The sequence below is a fragment of the Streptomyces sp. NPDC052064 genome (assembly GCF_055585925.1).
Window position 1 is genome coordinate 938,044 of the sequence record NZ_JBVJJE010000001.1, and the last position, 16,758, is coordinate 954,801.

The following is a 16,758-nucleotide window of genomic DNA, read 5'->3' on the forward strand; positions in this document are numbered from 1 at the left end:
CGCAGCCGGCACAGTCGATCCACCTACGTCGTCGAACGCCGCCGCCGAGCCCCCGGCCGCCTCTCGCTCGGCCGCGTCACCGGATCCCCGGCCTCGAGAGCGGCAGCTCTCCGCTTCGCGCCGAAGTCGGCCAGCGCCTCCGCCAGCTTGTGCACGGACGGCTCCGGAGCCATCACGTCCACCCGGAGCCCGTGCTCCTCGGCGGTCTTCGCCGTGGCCGGCCCGATACAGGCGATGACGGTGACGTTGTGCGGCTTGCCGGCGATACCGACCAGGTTCCGCACGGTCGACGACGACGTGAACAGCACGGCGTCGAACCCGCCGCCCTTGATCGCCTCCCGCGTCTCGGCCGGCGGCGGCGAGGCCCGCACGGTGCGGTACGCAGTGACGTCGTCGACCTCCCAGCCCAGCTCGATCAGCCCGGCGACCAGCGTCTCCGTGGCGATGTCGGCACGCGGCAGGAACACCCGGTCGATGGGGTCGAAGACCGGGTCGTAAGGGGGCCAGTCCTCCAGCAACCCCGCCGCGGACTGCTCCCCGCTCGGCACCAGGTCCGGCTTCACGCCGAAGGCGATCAGCGCCTTGGCCGTCTGCTCGCCCACGGCCGCGACCTTGATGCCCGCGAAGGCACGTGCGTCGAGCCCGTACTCCTCGAACTTCTCCCGCACGGCCTTGACCGCGTTCACCGAGGTGAAGGCGATCCACTCGTAGCGGCCGGTCACGAGGCCCTTGACCGCCCGCTCCATCTGCTGGGGCGTGCGCGGCGGCTCGACGGCGATGGTCGGCACCTCGTGCGGCACGGCCCCGTACGACCGCAGCTGGTCGGAGAGCGACACCGCCTGCTCCTTGGTGCGCGGCACGAGCACCTTCCAGCCGAACAGCGGCTTGGACTCGAACCACGCGAGCTGGTCGCGCTGGGCGGCGGAGGAACGCTCCCCGACCACGGCTATCACCGGTCGGCCGCCCTCGGGTGAGGGCAGCACCTTGGCCTGCTTCAGCGTCTGCGCGATCGTGCCGAGCGTGGCGGTCCAGGTGCGCTGCCGGGTGGTCGTACCGGCGACGGTGACCGTCATCGGGGTGTCCGGCTTGCGGCCGGCGGAGACGAGCTCGCCGGCCGCCGCGGAGACGGAGTCCAGGGTGGTGGACACGACGACCGTGCCGTCCGACGCCCCGACCTCCGTCCAGCACCGGTCCGACGCCGTCCGCGCGTCCACGAACCGCACGTCCGCGCCCTGCGCGTCCCGCAGCGGCACACCGGCGTACGCGGGCACACCGACGGCGCTCGCGATACCGGGGACGACCTCGAAGGGCACCCCGGCGGCGGCGCACGCCAGCATCTCCTCGGCGGCGTACGTGTCGAGTCCGGGGTCCCCGGACACCGCACGCACGACCCGCCTGCCGCCCCGTGCGGCCTCCATGACAAGATGTGCGGCATCCCGCACCGCGGGGGCGGCGACGGCGGTTGACGTGCCGTCAACTACCGTCAGCTGGGGCGCTCCTGTGCCCGGACCCGGCTCCTGGGAAGGATCCGAGTCCGTGGTCACTTCGGAGACGCCCTGCCTGGCGTGCTGACGTACGACGTCGAGCACTTCGTGCTCGGCGACGAGGACGTCCGCGTTCGCCAGCGCCTCGACGGCGCGCAGAGTAAGCAGTCCCGGATCTCCGGGTCCGGCACCCAGGAAGGTGACGTGCCCGTGTTCAGGACCGGCGGAAAGGGTGGTGGGGCTCAATGTGCTCGCTCCCCCATCAGACCGGCCGCGCCCTGGGCGAGCATCTCGGCCGCGAGTTCGCGACCGAGCGCCATTGCCCCGTCGTGCGTCTCGGGCACGGGACCGGTGGTGGACAGCTGCACCATGCGGGTGCCGTCGGTCGTGCCGACGACGCCGCGCAGGCGCATTTCCTTGACAATCTGCCCGTCGGCCAAAAGGTCGGCCAGCGCGCCCACAGGGGCGCTGCAACCGGCCTCCAGGGCGGCGAGCAGTGACCGCTCGGCCGTCACGGCGACCCGCGTGAACGGGTCGTCGAGTTCGGCGAGCGCGGCGACGAGGTCCGCGTTGCCCGCGGCACACTCGATCGCCAGTGCCCCCTGGCCGGGGGCGGGCAAAACCGTGTCGACCGACAGGAAGTCGGTCACTTCGTCACCCCGGCCGATCCGGTTCAGTCCGGCGGCGGCCAGCACGACGGCGTCGAGCTCACCGGACCGTACGTATCCGATCCGGGTGTCGACGTTGCCGCGGATCGGGACCGTCGCTATGTCCAGGCCGTGGCTGCGCGCGTACGCGTTGAGCTGGGCCATGCGGCGCGGCGATCCGGTACCGATGCGGGCCCCGCTCGGCAGGTCGGTGAACTTCAGCGCGTCCCGGGCGACGATCACGTCCCGCGGGTCCTCCCGCGCGGGGACGGCGGCCACGACCAGCTCATCGGGCTGCGTGGTCGGCAGGTCCTTCAGCGAGTGCACCGCGAAGTCGACCTCGCCCTTGAGCAGCGCGTCGCGCAGGGCGGTCACGAACACGCCCGTGCCGCCGATCTGGGCGAGCGCCTCACGCGAGACGTCGCCGTACGTGGTGATCTCCACGAGCTCGACGGGCCGCCCGGTCACCCGGCTCACGGCCTCGGCCACCTGCCCGGACTGGGCCATGGCTAGCCTGCTCCGCCGGGTGCCGAGCCGTAGTGCCTTGTCATTCATGCCGGCCCTCGGTCTTTCTCTGTGCTGTCCTCGGCCCGGGAGACGGCGGCAACCGCCTCCGGGTCGAGGTCGAACAGGGTCCGCAGCGCGTCCGCGTACCCGGCGCCGCCGGGCTCGGCCGCGAGTTGCTTGACCCGTACGGTCGGCGCGTGCAGCAGCTTGTCCACCACGCGCCGCACGGTCTGGGTGATCTCCGCGCGGTGCTTGTCGTCGAGGCCGGGCAGCCGCCCGTCCAGGCGGGCGATCTCGCTGGCCACGACATCGGCGGCCATGGTGCGCAGGGCGACCACGGTCGGTGTGATGTGCGCGGCCCGCAGTGCTGCCCCGAAGGCCGCGACCTCGTCGGAGACGATACGCCTGACCTGGTCCACATCGGCAGCCATCGGAGCGCCCGCGGAGGCCTCCGCCAGCGACTCGATGTCCACCAGCCGCACCCCGGCCAGCCGGTGCGCGGCCGCGTCTATGTCCCGCGGCATCGCCAGGTCGAGCAGGAAGAGCACGGGCTCCGGGCGCTGCGGCTCCTCGACCGGCTCGGGCCGGCGCCGCTCGGGGATGCGCCCGACGGTGGCGGCGGTCGCGGCGAGCGCGCCGATCAGCTCGGCGTCGGCCTCGGGGCTGCGGCGAGCCGCGTCCCGGCGGTCGACGGTGGCGCCCGCGGCCCAGGCGGCGTGCTGCTCCAGCATGGCGGCGTCCATGCCGGCCACGGCGGCCTCGCCCATGACGGAGAAGCCGGGCTGCACGGCGGCCAGGTCGAGCGGGCAGTTCTCGTCGTTGCCGGCGGAGGATGGAGACAGCGGGGCCTGCCGGGACTCCGCGGGCCGGTCGTCCTCGACCTCGGCGGCCGGCTGCCCGGTCCGGCCCTCGACCGCGGCGGCGACCGACTCGGCCGTCAGGACCAGGCCCGTCGCGCCGGTGCAGGAGACGACGGCGTCGGCACGTGTCAGCTCGGTCGGCACCGCATCCATCGGTACCGCGCGGGCCAGCACGTCCGTGTCGTCGCCCTCGGAAAGGATCTGCGCGAGCCGCTCGGCGCGGTCGACGGTGCGGTTGGCGATCACGATCTCGGCGACCCCGGCCCGCGCGAGCGTCGCCGCGGCCAGTGAGGACATCGACCCGGCGCCGATGACCAGGGCCTTCTTGCCCCGGGCCCAGGTCTCCACATCGCCGCCCGCGGCCAGTTGTTCCAGGCCGAAGGTGACCAGGGACTGGCCGGCGCGGTCGATGCCGGTCTCGGAATGCGCGCGCTTGCCGACCCTCAGGGCCTGCTGGAACAGGTCGTTCAGCAACCGGCCCGCGGTGTTCAGGTCCTGCGCACGGGCCAGGGAGTCCTTGATCTGGCCGAGGATCTGCCCCTCGCCGACGACCATCGAGTCCAGCCCGCAGGCCACCGAGAACAGGTGGTGGACGGCCCGGTCCTCGTAGTGCACGTAGAGATAGGGAGTGAGCTCCTCCAGGCCGACCCCGCTGTGCTGGGCGAGCAGCGTGGACAGCTCGGCGACACCGGCGTGGAACTTGTCCACGTCGGCGTAGAGCTCGATGCGGTTGCAGGTGGCGAGCACCGCGGCCTCGGCGGCCGGTTCGGCGGCGACCGTGTCCTGGAGCAGCTTGACCTGCGCGTCCGCGTTGAGCGAGGCCCGCTCCAGCACGCTGACCGGGGCGCTGCGGTGGCTGAGTCCGACGACGAGGAGGCTCATGCCGGCATCACGGCGGGCATGTCCCCGTCGGGCCCCTGGTCGGCGGAGTCGCTGCGCGCGGCGGCGGCCGGGACGCCACCGTCGGAGGCGGCGGCCTCCTCGCCGGCCTTGCGCTGCTCGTGGAAGGCGAGGATCTGCAACTCGATGGAGAGGTCGACCTTGCGCACGTCGACGCCGTCGGGGACGGACAGCACGGTCGGCGCGAAGTTCAGGATGGAGGTGACACCGGCGGCCACGAGCCGGTCGCAGACCTGCTGGGCGGCACCGGCGGGGGTGGCGATGACACCGATCGACACGCCGTTGTCCTGGATGATCTTCTCCAGGTCGTCGGAGTGCTGCACGGGGATCCCGGCGACGGGCTTGCCCGCCATGGCCGGGTCGGCGTCGATCAGCGCGGCGACCCGGAAGCCGCGGGAGGCGAACCCGCCGTAGTTGGCGAGGGCGGCGCCGAGGTTACCGATACCGACGATCACGACGGGCCAGTCCTGGGTGAGGCCCAGCTCGCGGGAGATCTGGTAGACGAGATACTCGACGTCGTAGCCGACGCCCCGGGTCCCGTAGGAGCCGAGGTAGGAGAAGTCCTTGCGCAGCTTCGCGGAGTTGACCCCCGCCGCGGCCGCGAGCTCCTCGGAGGAGACCGTGGGCACCGAGCGTTCCGACAGCCCGGTCAGAGCGCGGAGGTACAGCGGAAGCCGGGCGACGGTGGCCTCGGGAATCCCTCGGCTGCGGGTCGCCGGTCGGTGAGTTCGGCCAGTTGCCACGGTGCTCCTGCGGGTAGAGCGGGGCTGTAGGCGGTCATACGTCCCTACATGACCGCCCCGTCGAAAGCAGGCTATGTCTTTGTGAACGCGTGCACAAAGATGGTGTCCGATTTGCCCGGCCAACGTGACCGGGGTCACGCGCCCCCGGCGCACTCGTGGGGAACCGGCGCATACGCACCACAGTTCCTTTACTTCTGGGGGCAAAACCGCACACTCTCCTCTGTGTATCCCGCCCCCGAGACCAGCCACCGTCGATCCTAAGCGAGCCGGCGGGCCCTTTGGACTGCTCGGTCAGTTGCGGGACCGGTCGGGATCAGTCGGTCAGTGCCTTGCGCAGGCGGTCCTCGTTCACGCGCCAGAACGTGTGCTGCCTGCCGTCCACCAGCACGACCGGGATCTGTTCCCAGTACCGGTCGTGCAGTTCCCGGTCCTCGGTGATGTCCTTCTGCTCCCAGGGGACGCCGAGATCACCACACACCTTCTCCACGACGACCTGTGCGTCATCACACAGATGACAGCCGGGCTTGCGGATCAGGGTGACGAGCCGGTCCCGGGGGGGCCTGCGACGAAAGAGGGGACTCATGTCGGCCATTGTCGCGCGCAGGCGAACGAGGGGAACACTCACGAAAGCGGAAGCGGACACGCCGACCACGTCCGCCACGTTCGGTCTCTTTGACGACACACTCGCCGAGAGTTCACACGCTCCAAACCTCTCGACTCCGGAACCCCCGAACAAACTGGCTATGCTCACGCCATGGCCGCTCTCGGATGGCTCACTCCCCGTAGGCGCTCCGCCACGGCGCGGAGCGTTTTGGCAGGCGAGGCCTCGGCGGAGGCTGCCCGCAAGTCCTCACAGGAGGCCGCCGGCACGACCGAGGAACCGCAGTTCCCGGTCCACGGCGACGTCCAGGCCGCCGCCTTCTTCGACCTGGACAACACCGTCATGCAGGGCGCCGCCCTCTTCCACTTCGGACGGGGCCTGTACAAGCGGAAGTTCTTCGAGACGCGCGACCTCGCCCGGTTCGCCTGGCAGCAGGCGTGGTTCCGGCTGGCCGGGGTCGAGGACCCCGAACACATGCAGGAGGCCCGCGACTCGGCCCTGTCGATCGTCAAGGGCCACCGCGTCGCCGAGCTCCAGTCGATCGGCGAGGAGATCTACGACGAGTACATGGCCGAGCGCATCTGGCCCGGCACCCGCGCCCTGGCCCAGGCCCACCTGGACGCGGGCCAGAAGGTCTGGCTCGTCACGGCGGCCCCCGTCGAGATCGCCCAGGTCATCGCCCGCCGACTGGGCCTGACCGGCGCCCTGGGGACGGTCGCCGAGTCGGTCGACGGCGTCTACACGGGCAAGCTGGTCGGCGAACCGCTGCACGGCCCCGCGAAGGCCGAGGCGGTCCGCGCGCTGGCCGCGGCCGAGGGCCTGGACCTGAGCCGCTGCGCCGCCTACAGCGACTCGCACAACGACATCCCGATGCTGTCCCTGGTCGGCCACCCCTACGCCATCAACCCGGACTCCAAGCTGCGCAAGCACGCCCGGGACCTGGACTGGCGCCTGCGCGACTACCGCACCGGCCGCAAGGCGGCCAAGGTCGGCATCCCGGCCGCGGCCGGCGTGGGCGCGGTGGCCGGCGGCACGGCGGCGGCGATCGCCCTGCACCGCCGTCGCCGCTGACGAGCGATCAAGCCGACGGCCGATCAATCCGGGACACCTTCGTTTAGGGATGACAAACCCCGTAAATCCAACTGGCGTACCCCCACAACCTCGTATCCAGTCCTCTTGGCTGCACACGGCCACAACACGCCCCGGACTCAGCCTCAATTCGAACCTTTCCGATCAATAACCGGTCACGCTCCGGCACTTGATGCGGCGTCAATCGGTTACGGAAGCGACGTAATCGATGATTTGAGCAACTCGGTGTAGCGGGGCCTACACGAAGCGTTATTCTCCTCAGACGCAAACCGGTACCCCTCCGTCGCTACGACGGGTGAAAGGTCCCGCACTGCACGTGATGGAAGCTCTGCCTCTGGGAGTCCCGTGTACCCACACGTCGGGGTTGACGCCTCGGGCCTGGCTACGCTGCGCGCAACGGTCCTCGACCTGTTGCGCGGCTTCGTCCCCACCGCGTACGCCGGCCCCGCATTCGCCACCGCCGCGCCCGTCGGCCCGTGCTATGCACTGGCCGACGGCAGCGCCGCGGTCGGCAGACGAGGGCGCCCGTCCGGCGCGGCCACCGCCCGACGGCCGGCGGCGGACAGCGACAGCGCCCGCATGATGGACCTCGTGGAGCGCGCCCAGGCCGGCGAGGCCGACGCCTTCGGCCGTCTCTACGACCAATACAGCGACACCGTCTACCGGTACATCTACTACCGGGTCGGAGGAAAGGCGACCGCCGAGGACCTCACCAGCGAGACTTTTCTGCGCGCCCTGCGCCGCATCGGCACGTTCACCTGGCAGGGCCGCGACTTCGGCGCCTGGCTGGTCACCATCGCCCGGAACCTCGTGGCGGACCACTTCAAGTCCAGCCGCTTCCGCCTCGAGGTCACCACCGGCGAGATGCTCGACGCCAACGAGGTCGAGCGCTCCCCCGAGGACTCCGTCCTGGAGTCCCTCTCCAACGCCGCCCTGCTCGACGCCGTGCGGCGACTCAACCCCCAGCAGCAGGAGTGCGTGACACTCCGCTTCCTCCAGGGCCTCTCCGTCGCCGAGACCGCCCGTGTGATGGGCAAGAACGAGGGCGCCATCAAGACCCTCCAGTACCGGGCCGTCCGCACTCTCGCCCGGCTCCTCCCGGAAGACGCCCGCTGATCGGGCCGCACGCTCGGCGACGGTCAACTCACGTTCCGTGAAAGTCTGTTGACTTCGGCATCCGATCATGCGGCGTCCGTAACCCAAGTGCCGCGCCGCTCGTTGTGCGGGATGCAGGCTCCCTGTGGTCACCCCCTGACCGGCCCCGATCACTCGATCGTGCGGTCGTGGTCAGGGTGTGTAACCCTCAGGACCCCCTGGGGAGTCGACCGTCATGACGAGAGGAGGTGCCGCCAGTGATCGCGAACGTATCGGCGCACCGGCGGGCGAACGCCTTCGCCCAGGCCCTTCAGGAGCAGTCCGAGCAGGGCACGGCGGCCGAGCAGTCCGAAGGATCGGCACCGGCCCCGGCCGCTGCGGAGCGGACCGAACAGGCACGCCAGCTGGCGCTCGCCTCCGGTCTCGGCGCGCTGCCCAAGCCGGAGCTCGACCCGGAGGTCAAGGTCGTCCAGCGGGCCCAGCTGGTGGCCGCGTTCGAGGCCATGCTCCAGGAGGGCGCCGCGGGAGGCGGGGCGACGGACCGAACAGTCCCCGAACAGCGCTCTCCCCGGGCCCGCGGCGCCCACCGCGCGACCCCACTGAAGAAGCTGCGGCCCCGGTCCCGCCTCGCCAAGGGCCTCACCGCGGGCGGGCTCAGCGTCGGCGTCGCCGCGAGCGCCTTCGGCGGAGCCGCCGCCGCCAGCTCCGACGCCCTGCCCGGCGACTCGCTCTACGGCCTCAAGCGCGGCATCGAGGACGTCAAACTCGGCCTCGCCGACGGAGTCGACGAGCGCGGCCGGGTCCATCTCGACCACGCCTCCACCCGGCTCAGCGAAGCCCGCCGCCTGATGGAGCGGGGCCGCAGCGGCCCGCTGGACCACGAGTCCCTGGGCGAGATCCGCCGCGCCCTGTCCGGCATGCGGCACGACGCGTCGGAGGGCCACCGGCTGCTGAGCGAGGCGTACGAGCGCGACCCGGACTCCCTGGAGCCCATCCAGGCCCTGTCCTCGTTCTCCCGCTCCCACCGCGCGGCCTGGGGCGAACTGCGCGAGAGGCTCCCCGTCCAGCTCGGGGACGTCAGCGAGCAGGTGTCGTCGGTGTTCGACGCCATAGAGGAGGACGTCGCCCCGCTGCGGTCCCTGCTGCCCGAGCCCCCGGCCCCGAGCGGCGGCGAAGGCAACCGGCAGGGCGTCTCCGAGTCGGCCTCCACCGGCTCCTCGGCCACCGACCGGTCGGCCCGGCCCAGCGACAGCGGCCGCGGCCACTCCGACGAGGGAAACGCCGACAGCGGTAGCCCCAGCCGCTCGGCCGGCTCCGGCAGCGACAGCGACGGCCTGCTCGGCGGCAACACCGGCGGCCTGCTCGACCCACCGCAGGAGGGCGACACGAGCACCTCGCCGTCGGCGGAAGGCAACACGCCCGTCCCCGAGCCGGACGTGACGCTCCCGCCGCTCCTGCCCGATCTGCTGCCCGGGCTGGGCATCGACAGCGAGGACGCGAACTAGCCGGCGGTACGACAGTGGGGGCGCCCCCTCGAAAGGGGCGCCCCCATCGTCGTAGGCACGGCCTCGGTCGTACGCACTGCCTCAGAAGAAGACCGACCGGCGCTGCACCAGCAGCTTGTACAGGGTGTGCTGGATCTGCTCCCGGACCTGGTCGGTCAGGTTGAACATCAGCATCGGGTCCTCGGCGGCCTCCGGCGGATAGCCGTCCGTGGGGATCGGCTCGCCGAACTGGATCGTCCACTTGGTCGGCAGCGGAACCGCGCCGAGCGGCCCGAGCCACGGGAACGTGGGCGTGACCGGGAAGTACGGGAAACCCAGCAGCCGGGCGACCGTCTTGGCGTTGCCGATCATCGGGTAGATCTCCTCGGCCCCGACGATCGAGCAGGGCACGATCGGCGTCCCCGCGCGCAGGGCGGTCGAGACGAAACCGCCGCGGCCGAAGCGCTGGAGCTTGTAGCGGTCCGCGAAGGGCTTGCCGAGGCCCTTGAAGCCCTCCGGCATCACCCCGACCAGTTCGCCCTGCTCCAGCAGCCGGGACGCGTCCTCGGCGCACGCCAGGGTGTGACCGAGCTTGCGGGCCAGCTCGTTGACCACCGGCAGCATGAACACCAGGTCCGCGGCGAGCAGCCGCAGATGCCGGCCCGCCGGGTGGTTGTCGTGCACGGCGACCTGCATCATCAGGCCGTCCATCGGCAGCGTCCCGGAGTGGTTGGCGACGATCAGGGCGCCACCCTCGGACGGGATGTTCTCGATGCCCTTCACCTCCACCCGGAAGTACTTCTCGTACAGCGGGCGCAGCAGGGACATCAGGACCTGGTCGGTCAGTTCCTCGTCGTAGCCGAAGTCGTCGACCTCGTAGTCCCCGGTGAGGCGGCGGCGCAGGAAGGCCAGGCCGCCCGCGATACGCCGCTCCAGGCCGCCCTCGCCGCCCTGGAGCCCCTCCGGCGGCTGTTCCTCGGATGTCACAGGAACATCATCCTGCGGAACAGTCCTGGTGGGCAGGGGCTGCACCTCACGGACCGGCGCGGACTCCGTGCCGGGGCGCCGGTTCCCCGCGCTCCGGCGCCGCTGCGGACGCTGCACGGCGCCCCCGCGGGACCGGTCGTCGTCGAACGGAATGACCTTGGCATCCGCCATCGTTGATGCGCTCCTCAGTTGGCGCTCTGCGTCGGGGGGTGGCCGCCGCCCGCGAGGGGCAGCGCGGCGATCCGGTCGACGGCCCCCGCAAGGGCCTCCGGCGGAAGAAGTCCGGGACCTTGGCTGCGTGCGAAGTCCGCGAACGTCTCCGCCGTCGTGTACTTGGGCTGGAATCCCAGCGTCTCGCGCATCTGGCCCGTGGCCACGACCCGGCCGTGGGTGAGCAGCCGGATCTGCTCGGGCGAGAAGTCCGTCATGCCCAGCGTACGCACCAGCGAGCCCGCCCAGGTGACGGCCGGGAGCAGCAGGGGCACGGTGGGGCGCCCGAGGCGCCGGGAGCACTGCGAGAGCAGCAGCACGCCGTCACCGGCGATGTTGAACGTGCCGCTGTTGAGGGTGCCCCGCCGCGGCTCGTGCGAGGCGATCCGCAGCACCTCGATCACGTCGTCCTCGTGCACGAACTGAAGCCGCGGGTCGTAGCCGAACACGGTCGGCAGGACCGGCAGCGCGAAGTACGAGACGAGCGGGGTGTCCGCGGTCGGGCCGAGGATGTTGGCGAACCGCAGCACGCACACCGCCACGTCGGGCCGACGGCGCGCGAAGCCGCGGACGTAGCCCTCGACCTCCACCGTGTCCTTGGCGAAGCCGCCGCTGGGCAGGGACTTGGGCGGAGTCGTCTCGGTGAAGACGGCCGGGTCGCGGGGCGCGGACCCGTAGACGTTGGTGCTGGACTTCACGACCAGCCGCCGCACGTTCGGGGACTTCTGGCATGCACCGAGCAGCTGCATGGTGCCGATGACGTTGGTCTCCTTCAGGGAGGCCCGGTTGCCGCTGCCCAGCGGCGTGCCCGTCACGTCCAGGTGGACGATCGTGTCGGCGCCCGTCTCGGCGAGCACCCGCGCGATTCCGGGCTGCCGGATGTCGGCCTGGACGAAGTCCGCGCCGCCCAGATGGTGCTCGGGCGGCACCGCGTCCACGGCGACGACCCGGTCCACCTCGGGGTCACGCTGGATCCGCCGTACGAACCGGCCCCCCAGCTGGCGGGCCACACCGGTCACGAGCACGACCTTGCCCAAGATCAGCGCCTTCCTTCCAGAAAACCTCTTGCCCCGCCGCGTTCCCCCGTGGGGCCAACTTAGCGGGTCGGTGTTGCGCTGTGATGACCGCCCGATGCGCGAAGTGACGGAAGCAGCCGGACGTACGAGCCGGAACACGTGTGGCCCCCCACCGGTGGGTGGGGGGCCACAGCAACGCTCTCGCGGCGTCCGCGTCGCGAACTTACTTCTTGTTGCGACGCTGAACGCGCGTGCGCTTGAGCAGCTTGCGGTGCTTCTTCTTGGCCATCCGCTTGCGCCGCTTCTTGATAACAGAGCCCACGACTACCCTCGCTCACTTCTCATCACTCGGTGCTGGGCGCCGGGGCCCACACGACCTACGAGGGGCCAGCCTACCCGTCCGAGCGCTGAGGTCGTAATCGAGGGGGCCAGGGTGATCCCGAGTGCCCTGTGAGGGATCACCCCGCCCCAGCCGTCAGGCGGTTTCCACCCCCACATAACTCTCGCGGAGGTACTCGTGAACCGCTTGCTCCGGGACGCGGAAGGACCGCCCCACACGGATCGCGGGCAGATGACCGCTGTGCACCAACCGGTACACGGTCATCTTCGACACTCGCATCACCGAGGCGACTTCCGCCACGGTAAGGAACTGAACCTCGTTCAGAGGCCTCTCGCCAGCTGCAGCCATGACACACCTGAACCTTCCGCACTCGACGGCCACCGGCTTCCCCTTCCGGTGACTCTTCGTCGCTGCGTGCTCACTCCCCAATGTAGGGGCGGGTGATGCGAGTGGGGAAGAGGTGCACCCATCGGCGGCCTACTGTGACAGACACGCTCGATTGAGTACGTAGCGGGTAAGCGGCAGGTAGTAATCAGACCGCACGCCGTCATCAAGTGGAACAACGACGGAGACGGACCCCTCCGCCTCACCGACGAACAGGGCGGGGTCGTCGGTGTCGGCCGGCCCGATGGCCTCGAACCCCAGCTGACCTGCTCCGCAGACCCACCCGTGGTCCCCGATGACCAGCACGGGAAGGGGCTCGCCGGCCTCCGCGGCAGCGGCCAGCACGGTACGAACCGGGAGGGGTGAGTGCGTATGTGCGCCGGGCTCACAACCGGGGCGTTCCCCACCGGGGCCCCGCACCAGCGCGACTCCTCGTACGTAGTCGAGGTTGTACGTGCGTAGGCCGAACCGGGTCGTTATGTCGACACAGCGACCCTGCGCCGGGGTGAGAACCTCACACCCCGCCGCCGACAGCGCGTCTGCCAGAGCGGCGTAGAAACCGAGCAGCCGGTGGGGGTGCCCGGTACCGAGGAGCACGGGCGCGCTCCGTCGGGCGGCCTCGGCGAGGCGTTCCGCGAAGGCGTCCAGCGCGGCCAGGGTGCGTTCCGGATCGATCACATCCTGGCCGGAAATCCGGCGGAAATCGGCCGAAACCCCGCACCGGTCCGCCATCAGCTCGATCAAATCCCGCTGGCTCCAGGCTCCTTCGGGATCGAGCCCGAGGAGCACCCGGGGATCCCGGGCGGCGAACAGCCGGTAGCTCCGCAGGCTCTCCTCCCGAGGCGTGGCCACGGTCCCGGCGAGGCGTGCGCCCACCAGGTGTGCACGAAGGGCTTCGGGGGTCAGCACGAGGAGATCGTGCGCGACAGGAACCCCACGTGTCCCGAGAACCGGGGAACACCGCACGGTCGGCCTACGAGAGGGGCAGCACCCCGGCCGGCCCCACCCGGTCAGGCCAGCAACCCCCGCAGCGGGAACACCGCCCGCCGAGCCGCCAGCACCGCCTGGTCCAGCCGGTCCGCAGGGTCGTACCCCTCCTCCCATCCGGGGAAGGACACGGGCCAGCGCCCGTCCGTCATCCGCGCCGGGGCCAACTGCCGGGTCCGGGCGAACACTTCCTGCCGCCAGGCCTCGGGAATCATCGCCTCGGGCTCCACGGCCCGGCCCGCCGCGACCCCGACCAGATGCGTCCACGACCGCGGCACGACGTCCACGACGGCGTATCCGCCCCCGCCCAGCGCCACCCAACGCCCGTCCGCGTACTCGTGCGCCAGGTCGTGACAGGCCACCTGCACCGCCCGCTGCGCGTCCAGCGACACCGCCAGATGCGCCAGCGGATCCTCGAAGTGCGTGTCGGCCCCGTGCTGCGTCACGAGCACCTGCGGCCGAAAGTCGGCGATCAGCTCCGGCACGACCGCGTGGAACGCCCGCAGCCACCCGGCGTCCCCGGTCCCGGCCGGCAGCGCCACGTTCACCGCCGAGCCCTCCGCCGAGTCCGCCCCGGTCTCCTCCGGCCACCCGGTCTGCGGGAACAGCGTCCGGGGATGCTCGTGCAGCGAGATCGTCAGTACCCGCGGGTCCTCCCAGAACGCCGCCTGCACCCCGTCCCCGTGATGCACGTCGACGTCGATGTACGCCACCCGCTCGGCCCCGAGCTCCAGCAGCCGGGCGATCGCCAGCGACGCGTCGTTGTAGATGCAGAACCCGGACGCCCCACCCGGCATCGCGTGGTGCAGCCCACCCGCGAAGTTCACCGCGTGCAGCGCGTCACCGCGCCACACGGCCTCCGCGGCCCCCACCGACTGCCCGGCGATCAGCGCCGACACCTCGTGCATCCCGGCGAAGGCCGGATCGTCCATCGTCCCCAGCCCGTACGACTGGTCCGCCGCCCCCGGCTCCGCCGACGCGGCCTTCACCGCCTCGATGTAGTCCTCCCGGTGGACGAGCCGCAACGTCGACTCCCCGGCCGCCCTGGCGGCGACCACCTCCACCTCACGGTCCAGCCCGAAGGCATCGACCAGTCCCCGGGTCAGGGCCAGCCGGACCGGGTCCATCGGATGCCCCGGACCGAAGTCATAACCCGTTACTGCCTCGTCCCACATCAGCTGTGCGCGGCCGCTCATGCCCGCCACCGTATCGGTCCGGTTGAGCAGCGAACGACCGGGCGTACACCAGCGTCACCAGCACCAACACCATCGGCACAAGCATGGCCCCGCGGTAGCCCCACGCGTCCCCGAGCGCACCGACCAACGGCGAACCGATCAAAAACCCCACATAGTTGAAGACATTCAGTCGCGCGACGGCCGCATCCGAAGCCCCGGGGAACAGCCTGCCGGCCGCCGCGAACGTTTGCGGCACCAGCACACACAGCCCCAGCCCAAGCAGCGTGAACCCCAGCATCCCCACCCACGCCCCGGGCGCCCCCGCCACCACCGCGAACCCACCGGCCGCCACCAGCGCCCCACCCCGCACGACCGCGACCGCCCCGAACCGCCGCACCCCGAGGTCCCCGATCGCCCGCCCCAGCAGCGTGGTGACCATGTACACGTTGTACGGCACGGTGGCCATCTGCTCCGACGAGCCGAGCACATCCTGCAGGTACTTCGCACTCCAGTTGGAGACCGTGGAGTCCCCGATATAGGCGACCGTCATCACCAGACACAACGGCAGCAGCAACGTGAAGACGGCGACCTGGCCCTCGCCCGCCTTCTCCTCCACCGCCGGCGCCGCGTCCTCGTCGTCGACGTACCACCGGCTCCCCACCAGTACCGCCGGCAGCAGTGCCGCCACGACCGGCAGATACGACACCCACAACGCCAGATCCCAGTGCGCCCCCACCCATGCCAGCGAGGCCCCCACGATCCCGCCCAGGCTGTAGGCCGCGTGGAAACTGAGCATGATGCTGCGCCCGTACGACCGCTGCAGGCTCACCCCGAGCATGTTCATCGACGCGTCCAGCACCCCGACGGCGAGCCCGAACGCCGCGAGCGCGACCCCCAGTTCCACCATCCGCTCCCCGGCCCCGACCCCGAGCAGCGCCAACAGCACCACGGGCTGCGACCACCGCAGCAGCCGGCTCGGCCGCACCCGCTTCACCAGCCGCTCGGTGGTCACGCTCCCGACCCCCGCGAGGATCGGCACGGCGGCCAGGAAGGCGGGCAGCAGTGCGTCGGAGACCCCGTACCGATCCTGGATGGCCGGAATCCGCGTCACGAGCAGAGCGAAGGCGACTCCCTGCACCAAGAAGCCGAACGCCAACGAGGCCCTGCCACGCCGCAGCACATCAGTCATGGCCGCGAGCGTAGGGCCCCGGCTTACTCGTGGGTAGATCCAGCCAAAGATGAATTTGGTTCAGCTTCCGCGCCCTCACATGAGCAGCTCAGTCAGCTCGCCCATGTCGGAGAAGAGCCGCCCGGCTCCGGACAGCCGCTCCGCCGGCGTCATGGCGGTGAACCCGTACACGTCCATCCCTGCCGCAACCGCCGCCTGCACCCCCAGCGGACTGTCCTCGACGACGACACATCGCTCCGGCGCGACCCCCATCCGCTCGGCCGCGTACAGAAACAGATCGGGAGCCGGCTTCCCCCTCCCCACATCCTGCGAGCTGAAGATCCGCCCCTCGTCGAACCACCGATCGAGCCCGGTCGTCCTATGCCCCACCCGGATCCGCGCATGACTCCCGGACGACGCCACGCAGTACGGCACGGAGTCGGCGGCGAGCTTCTGGAGGACCTCCTCGGCGCCGGCCACCGGCTTCAAGTCCCGCTCGAAGGCCGCGAAGACCCGAGCGTGGAACACGTCGTCGAAGTCCACCGGTAGCCGCTGCCCGGTCCGCTCCGCCACGAGGTCGTGTACGCGGTGCATGGCAGCGCCCATGTAGTCGCGCAGGGAGTCCTCGTAGGACGTCGGGTGCCCGAGCTCGGTCAGATAGGTGGCCAGGAGCCGGTTGGAGATGGGCTCACTGTCCACGAGGACACCATCGTTGTCGAAGATCACGAGGTCATGACGCATAGCTTCGACCCTAAACGCAGAAAACCCCCGCATCCGAAGATGCGGGGGTTTTCCCAAGAATTGTTCGGCGGCGTCCTACTCTCCCACAGGGTCCCCCCTGCAGTACCATCGGCGCTGTAAGGCTTAGCTTCCGGGTTCGGAATGTAACCGGGCGTTTCCCCTACGCTATAACCACCGAAACACTATGAAACTGTCAGCCACACCATACCGTGACCTGGCATGGGGCTGTTCGTGGTTTCAGAACCAACACAGTGGACGCGAGCAACTGAGGACAAGCCCTCGGCCTATTAGTACCGGTCAACTCCACACGTTACCGTGCTTCCATATCCGGCCTATCAAC

General features: G+C 70.8%; 16 protein-coding genes and 1 rRNA gene. 3 read left to right on the top strand and 14 right to left on the bottom strand.

What is annotated here, in order from left to right; genetic code table 11:
* Nucleotides 1-23: 23 nt before the first annotated feature.
* The 5 genes from ACZ6TU_RS04490 to ACZ6TU_RS04510 form a co-directional block, all read right to left on the bottom strand.
* Nucleotides 24-1,730 (bottom strand): bifunctional uroporphyrinogen-III C-methyltransferase/uroporphyrinogen-III synthase, encoded by a 1,707-nt coding sequence (locus ACZ6TU_RS04490; protein WP_467672518.1) that lies wholly within the window; start codon nt 1,728-1,730, stop codon nt 24-26.
* Nucleotides 1,727-2,686 (bottom strand): hydroxymethylbilane synthase, encoded by a 960-nt coding sequence (gene hemC / locus ACZ6TU_RS04495; protein ID WP_086852382.1) that lies wholly within the window; start codon nt 2,684-2,686, stop codon nt 1,727-1,729. The genes ACZ6TU_RS04490 and hemC overlap by 4 nt, the downstream gene beginning before the upstream one ends.
* A complete protein-coding gene (locus ACZ6TU_RS04500) occupies nt 2,683-4,380 on the bottom strand; it encodes a glutamyl-tRNA reductase (RefSeq protein WP_467672522.1) in 1,698 nt (565 codons plus the stop codon). Before ACZ6TU_RS04500 ends, hemC begins: the two co-directional genes overlap by 4 nt.
* Entirely contained in the window at nt 4,377-5,141 is a 765-nt protein-coding gene (locus tag ACZ6TU_RS04505; RefSeq protein ID WP_467672524.1) for a redox-sensing transcriptional repressor Rex, read from the bottom strand. The genes ACZ6TU_RS04500 and ACZ6TU_RS04505 overlap by 4 nt, the downstream gene beginning before the upstream one ends.
* 313 nt (nt 5,142-5,454) lie before the next feature.
* On the bottom strand, nt 5,455-5,733 hold the full coding sequence (locus tag ACZ6TU_RS04510; RefSeq protein ID WP_436730732.1) for a glutaredoxin family protein: 279 nt from the start codon (nt 5,731-5,733) through the stop codon (nt 5,455-5,457).
* A gap of 162 nt (nt 5,734-5,895) precedes the next feature.
* On the opposite strand from ACZ6TU_RS04510, the gene ACZ6TU_RS04515 reads away from it, so the two are divergent.
* The 3 genes from ACZ6TU_RS04515 to ACZ6TU_RS04525 all read left to right on the top strand — a co-directional run bounded on the left by ACZ6TU_RS04515 (nt 5,896) and on the right by ACZ6TU_RS04525 (nt 9,431).
* Nucleotides 5,896-6,813: an HAD family hydrolase gene (locus ACZ6TU_RS04515; protein ID WP_467672526.1), complete on the top strand. Its 918-nt coding sequence runs from the start codon at nt 5,896-5,898 to the stop codon at nt 6,811-6,813.
* Between the two features lie 363 nt (nt 6,814-7,176).
* Complete coding sequence (locus ACZ6TU_RS04520; RefSeq protein ID WP_037671603.1) at nt 7,177-7,947, top strand: ECF subfamily RNA polymerase sigma factor, BldN family; 771 nt, start codon at nt 7,177-7,179, stop codon at nt 7,945-7,947.
* 236 nt (nt 7,948-8,183) lie between these two features.
* Complete coding sequence (locus ACZ6TU_RS04525) at nt 8,184-9,431, top strand: DUF5667 domain-containing protein (RefSeq protein WP_467672528.1); 1,248 nt, start codon at nt 8,184-8,186, stop codon at nt 9,429-9,431.
* An 81-nt stretch (nt 9,432-9,512) separates the two neighbouring features.
* On the opposite strand, the gene ACZ6TU_RS04530 is transcribed toward ACZ6TU_RS04525, so the two are convergent.
* The 9 genes from ACZ6TU_RS04530 to rrf all read right to left on the bottom strand — a co-directional run bounded on the left by ACZ6TU_RS04530 (nt 9,513) and on the right by rrf (nt 16,597).
* Nucleotides 9,513-10,568 carry a lysophospholipid acyltransferase family protein gene (locus ACZ6TU_RS04530; RefSeq protein WP_467672530.1) on the bottom strand — a complete coding sequence of 352 codons (1,056 nt, stop codon included), beginning with the start codon at nt 10,566-10,568 and terminating at the stop codon, nt 9,513-9,515.
* A 14-nt stretch (nt 10,569-10,582) separates the two neighbouring features.
* Nucleotides 10,583-11,644 (bottom strand): NAD-dependent epimerase/dehydratase family protein, encoded by a 1,062-nt coding sequence (locus tag ACZ6TU_RS04535; RefSeq protein WP_467672532.1) that lies wholly within the window; start codon nt 11,642-11,644, stop codon nt 10,583-10,585.
* A 202-nt stretch (nt 11,645-11,846) separates the two neighbouring features.
* Entirely contained in the window at nt 11,847-11,945 is a 99-nt protein-coding gene (locus ACZ6TU_RS04540; protein ID WP_003948845.1) for a 30S ribosomal protein bS22, read from the bottom strand.
* A 153-nt stretch (nt 11,946-12,098) separates the two neighbouring features.
* Entirely contained in the window at nt 12,099-12,311 is a 213-nt protein-coding gene (locus tag ACZ6TU_RS04545; protein ID WP_004984898.1) for a helix-turn-helix domain-containing protein, read from the bottom strand.
* 129 nt (nt 12,312-12,440) lie between these two features.
* Nucleotides 12,441-13,256, bottom strand: a complete 816-nt coding sequence (locus tag ACZ6TU_RS04550; RefSeq protein WP_467672534.1) for a phosphatase — start codon at nt 13,254-13,256, stop codon at nt 12,441-12,443.
* A gap of 101 nt (nt 13,257-13,357) precedes the next feature.
* Entirely contained in the window at nt 13,358-14,530 is a 1,173-nt protein-coding gene (locus ACZ6TU_RS04555) for an acetoin utilization protein AcuC (protein ID WP_467672536.1), read from the bottom strand.
* Entirely contained in the window at nt 14,481-15,698 is a 1,218-nt protein-coding gene (locus ACZ6TU_RS04560) for an MFS transporter (protein ID WP_467672538.1), read from the bottom strand. Before ACZ6TU_RS04560 ends, ACZ6TU_RS04555 begins: the two co-directional genes overlap by 50 nt.
* 75 nt (nt 15,699-15,773) lie before the next feature.
* Nucleotides 15,774-16,418 (bottom strand): HAD family hydrolase, encoded by a 645-nt coding sequence (locus ACZ6TU_RS04565; RefSeq protein WP_467672540.1) that lies wholly within the window; start codon nt 16,416-16,418, stop codon nt 15,774-15,776.
* A 62-nt stretch (nt 16,419-16,480) separates the two neighbouring features.
* A 5S ribosomal RNA gene (gene rrf / locus ACZ6TU_RS04570) occupies nt 16,481-16,597 on the bottom strand.
* Nucleotides 16,598-16,758 lie beyond the last annotated feature (161 nt).

Excerpts from the sequence above, each read along its gene's own strand:
- hemC (WP_086852382.1), bottom strand. The coding sequence starts at position 2,686 with ATGAATGACAAGGCACTACGGCTCGGCACCCGGCGGAGCAGGCTAGCC.
- ACZ6TU_RS04500 (WP_467672522.1), bottom strand. The coding sequence starts at position 4,380 with ATGAGCCTCCTCGTCGTCGGACTCAGCCACCGCAGCGCCCCGGTCAGC.
- ACZ6TU_RS04510 (WP_436730732.1), bottom strand. The coding sequence starts at position 5,733 with ATGGCCGACATGAGTCCCCTCTTTCGTCGCAGGCCCCCCCGGGACCGG.
- ACZ6TU_RS04515 (WP_467672526.1), top strand. The coding sequence starts at position 5,896 with ATGGCCGCTCTCGGATGGCTCACTCCCCGTAGGCGCTCCGCCACGGCG.
- ACZ6TU_RS04530 (WP_467672530.1), bottom strand. The coding sequence starts at position 10,568 with ATGGCGGATGCCAAGGTCATTCCGTTCGACGACGACCGGTCCCGCGGG.
- ACZ6TU_RS04545 (WP_004984898.1), bottom strand. The coding sequence starts at position 12,311 with ATGGCTGCAGCTGGCGAGAGGCCTCTGAACGAGGTTCAGTTCCTTACC.
- ACZ6TU_RS04555 (WP_467672536.1), bottom strand. The coding sequence starts at position 14,530 with ATGAGCGGCCGCGCACAGCTGATGTGGGACGAGGCAGTAACGGGTTAT.
- ACZ6TU_RS04560 (WP_467672538.1), bottom strand. The coding sequence starts at position 15,698 with ATGACTGATGTGCTGCGGCGTGGCAGGGCCTCGTTGGCGTTCGGCTTC.
- ACZ6TU_RS04565 (WP_467672540.1), bottom strand. The coding sequence starts at position 16,418 with ATGCGTCATGACCTCGTGATCTTCGACAACGATGGTGTCCTCGTGGAC.